The organism is Arthrobacter sp. Dra40 (assembly GCF_059091905.1).
The window spans coordinates 1-3,840 of sequence record NZ_JBNHHB010000344.1; the positions used below are offsets into that span (position 1 = coordinate 1).

A 3,840-nucleotide genomic window follows, 5' to 3' on the forward strand; every position below is an offset into this window, starting at 1 on the left:
GAGCGGCCGGCCACTCGACGAAGTATTCCCCGATCCGGGGCGTCATCACCATGCTTCCGGCACTCACTCCCACCCACACCGTGTCGGGAAGTGACGGTAGCAACTCGGCCAGCCCGGACTCCCGCATCCAATGGGACAGGTACGTCGCGTCGCCGCCGTCGACCAAGAGCACGTCGGCCTCGCGAAGCCATGGGACCCACCGATCCGCACCGATGGTGGGCAGCGCGGTGAGCTCGAGAACGCCGAGCGACGCCCAGCCCAGGCCGGACAAATGACGGAAGTCGTGCTCGGCGGCCAGGAGGGCCCGCACGGATGCCGGTCCGCACATCGGGTGACCCCACTGCGCTGTCGGGACGACCAGGGCGCGGCACTGGGCGACCGGCTTGTCGATTAGCTGCACGAGAGCAGAGTGAATGCTCGGGTTCGTCACGCCGCCTGAGGTAAGCAAGAGCTTCAACGTGCCTCCAGAGTCCGCGCGTGGATGGTGGATGTGCCCGAAGCCGTGGGAACGGGCTAGAACTCACCGACAAGATCCGGTAAGCACGCCGTCTGGTGCTCGGCCCTTCAATAGGTACACACCCAGTCAAACTTTGTCCACAGTTCGACGTGGACGCAGACCTCACGTTGGTGTGTCCCTCCATGAGTACTTTATTTGCCTGTTCGACGCGCGACCCTGTGCGTCCACACCGTCAGCGAGCGGGTGGTTAGGCTGGGTGGATGGCGACAGTTATTCTTGTGCGGCACGGCCGCACCACAGCCAATGCCGCTGGACTGCTGGCCGGCCGCGCTGACCGCGTGAGCCTGGACCAGGTCGGGCGCGAGCAGGCGGCTCTAACCGGAGACCGGCTCGCGGCCGTGCCATTAGTCGCGGTGGTATCGAGCCCTCTTGAGCGTTGTCAGGAGACCGCCCAGCTCATCCTCGATCGCCAGAATGGCACGCCTTACGCGCCGGTCGATCCGGCTCTCACCGAGTGCGATTACGGCCAGTGGCAGGGCCGCACCCTGAGTGATCTCGCGACCGAGGATTTGTGGCCGGTTGTGCAGTCGCAACCCTCCGCCGTCGTCTTTCCCGGCGGTGAATCCATGGCCGCGATGCAGGCCCGGTCGGTGGCAGCGATTCGACGTCACGATGCAGCCTTCGAAGCCGATTACGGACCAGAGGCCGTGTGGGTTGCGGTCAGTCATGGTGACATCATCAAGTCAATCCTCGCTGACGCGCTCGGCATGCACCTTGACCTGTTCCAGCGTCTTAACGTGGACCCCGCCTCCGTATCGATCGTGCGCTACGGCGCAAGACGGCCGAGCGTCTACGCGACCAACACCGCCGCGGGTGATCTGTCGTGGCTGTCGAACGGCATTCACTCTGGCGATACCCCGGTGGGCGGCGGTGCAGGGCACAAGGCGCCATGAACCTCAAGAGCCTAAAATACTGTCATGCCTACACGTGTTCACGAGTTTGCCTGGCCTGATCGGGTCGTCATTGGCACCCTTGGCCGTCCGGGGGCGCGCACGTTCTACCTGCAGGTGCGCGCAGGGGCGCAGGTCATGAGTATTGCCCTGGAGAAGCAGCAGTCGGCTCTGCTCGCGGAGAAGATTGACGAAATTCTCGATCAGCTCATCACCGTCGAGGGCAATCCCTTCAGCGTTCCCACGAGTACTCCCATTGAACTTGTCGACGATGACCGGCTCGAGGCCGTCCAGGAGCAGTTTCGTACCGGGGACATGAGCTTAGCGTGGGATCCAACCACGGCCCAGATCGTCATTGAGGCCCACCCCATCACCGATGTCGATGCTGATGACAACGACGAATCGCTTGATGGGGACGGCGCTAACGAGCGCGAAATGCTGCTGGTGCGAATGCCGGTCGGCACTGCCCGCGCATTCGCCCAGCGCACCCGCGAAATCGTGGGCGCTGGGCGTCCGACGTGCCCGCTCTGCGGTTACCCCATCGACGCCGACGGGCACATCTGCACCCTTCCCGAGGTCTGATGGCAGCGCCCGACCTAGTGACCGCCGAGCTGACACTCACCGGCCGCATCACGACGGCTTCAAACGCTACATTTCTGGGCAGCATCGGCGACGTGGCGGTCGTCTATAAGCCGATAGCAGGCGAAAGTCCGCTGTGGGATTTTCCCCGGGGCACCCTGGCTCACCGGGAGGTGGCCGCCTATCTGGTCTCGCAAGTCTTCGGCTGGGACGTCGTGCCGCGCACTTGGCTACGCGATGGTCCGATGGGCGAAGGAATGGTGCAGCTCTGGCAGCAGCAAGACCCCGTCCAAAGCGCCGTGAACCTGATCGCGAAGGACCAGGTGCCGGAGACGGGCTGGAAACACGTTCTCGAGGGACGAGATGACAACGGACGGATAGTCGCCCTCGTTCACGAAGACTCGCCAGTGCTCAGACGCATGGCGGTGTTCGACATCATCGTCAACAACGCCGACCGCAAAGGCGACCACATTCTTGCCATGACGGACGGACACCGGCACGGCGTGGACCATGGGCTCACCTTTCACCGTGACCACAAGCTGCGCACGGTGCTGTGGGGATGGCTGGGAGACGCTCTGACCGCCGAGGAATGCGACGGCATAGATCGTGTCAGCGAGGGACTGCACGGTGTGCTGGGCCAAAACCTGGCGGAGTTGCTCAGCGCCGAAGAAATCGCATCGCTCGCCACGCGCTGCGCCCGGTTGCGCCGGGCAGGGCGGTTTCCGGCTCCGAGCGGTGAGATGTCGGCGGTGCCCTGGCCGCTGTTCTAAGGGAATTACGACTACGGGCTTCGCGGGCTGTGTGACGTTGAGCCGTCCTGAACGGTGCCTTAAGTCTTTTGACCGACTTTGCTTGCGGCCACAAGTTGTCAGTCGTTCCTTGTGCTGCAAAATGCGGGCGGCATCATCTCGACTTGCCACCGGTGGCCAAAAGCCCATGGCCGCCAAGAACATGTGCTCTTAGCGGCCATAGAAATAGCTCTCCGAGGGCCCGCTGGTCCTTCCGGCCCCGCGGAGCGGACACCTCCTGCACAACCCGTCCAGAAGCTCACGAGGCGAACACCTAGGGGCGTGCCTCAGCCCAGGACTTCGTCGACATAGCACCAGCGCCACGACTCACCCGGTTCGACGCTGCGCATGACTGCGTGTCCTGTGGTGCTGTAGTGCCGGGCCGCGTGCAGGCCGGGGGAAGAATCGCAGCACCCGACGTTGCCGCATTCCAGGCACAGGCGCAGGTGGACCGGAGTGGTTCCTTCGGTGTGGCAGTCGAGGCACTGCGGGTCGAGCGGAACCGGCCGGTCCGGTGCCTGGCCCAGGTGCCCGCAGCCGGCCGCCACCTCCTGCGGTACGGCCAAGAACGCCCCGTGGCGGGTGCCGCAGTCGTCGATCGCGGCGTCGAGCATCGATTCTTCAACATCCAACCGCTCCAGCACCTCATCCACCACCTCGGCAGGGTAGCCACCCGTTCCGCGAAGTTCCAGGACTTTGGCCCGTTCGGCGTCCAGCATGGCCATCCGCAGCTGCGCATAGCGGTGGCTGGGGGTGCGGATTTCGGTTTCCGGCCGGCCCAGCCGTTCCCAGGCTGCCAAGCTGCGTTCCTCGGTCCGACGCTGCAGCATGGCCAGGACTTCCGGCGGATCCTCAGGCACAGCGGCCGTGCGCAGCCTTTCCAGTCCTGCTGCCACGGTCTGCTGGAGCATCGAGGCCTGGGCCAGCGCGTCCTGCCCGGCGTCCGGACCATGCAGTCCCAGCCTGCGTACCAGCCAGGGCAGGCTGAATCCCTGCAGCACCAAGGTTCCGCCCACTACGGCCAGGGCGGCGAGGACGAGGACCTGGCGGTGGGGTATGTCCTGCG

Annotated in this window: 5 protein-coding genes; 3 read left to right on the forward strand and 2 right to left on the reverse strand. The window is 64.8% G+C overall.

Going from position 1 to position 3,840, the window contains the following annotated elements; genetic code table 11:
• Nucleotides 1–457: Type 1 glutamine amidotransferase-like domain-containing protein (locus AC5RWT_RS35390; RefSeq protein ID WP_494084302.1), on the reverse strand; the 457-nt coding region annotated here is incomplete at its 3' end.
• Between the two features lie 260 nt (nt 458–717).
• On the opposite strand from AC5RWT_RS35390, the gene AC5RWT_RS35395 reads away from it, so the two are divergent.
• From AC5RWT_RS35395 to AC5RWT_RS35405, 3 genes are read left to right on the forward strand one after another with little or no spacing between them, the layout of a single operon-like run.
• Nucleotides 718–1,410: a histidine phosphatase family protein gene (locus tag AC5RWT_RS35395; RefSeq protein ID WP_494084303.1), complete on the forward strand. Its 693-nt coding sequence runs from the start codon at nt 718–720 to the stop codon at nt 1,408–1,410.
• Between the two features lie 24 nt (nt 1,411–1,434).
• The gene (locus AC5RWT_RS35400; protein WP_494084304.1) at nt 1,435–1,989 is read left to right on the forward strand and encodes a DUF3090 domain-containing protein; all 555 of its coding nucleotides are present in this window, start codon (nt 1,435–1,437) and stop codon (nt 1,987–1,989) included.
• Nucleotides 1,989–2,756, forward strand: a complete 768-nt coding sequence (locus AC5RWT_RS35405) for an SCO1664 family protein (protein WP_494084305.1) — start codon at nt 1,989–1,991, stop codon at nt 2,754–2,756. The genes AC5RWT_RS35400 and AC5RWT_RS35405 overlap by 1 nt, the downstream gene beginning before the upstream one ends.
• A gap of 305 nt (nt 2,757–3,061) precedes the next feature.
• On the opposite strand, the gene AC5RWT_RS35410 is transcribed toward AC5RWT_RS35405, so the two are convergent.
• Nucleotides 3,062–3,840 (reverse strand): UBP-type zinc finger domain-containing protein (locus tag AC5RWT_RS35410; RefSeq protein ID WP_494084306.1); only part of this gene is annotated, 779 nt, incomplete at its 5' end.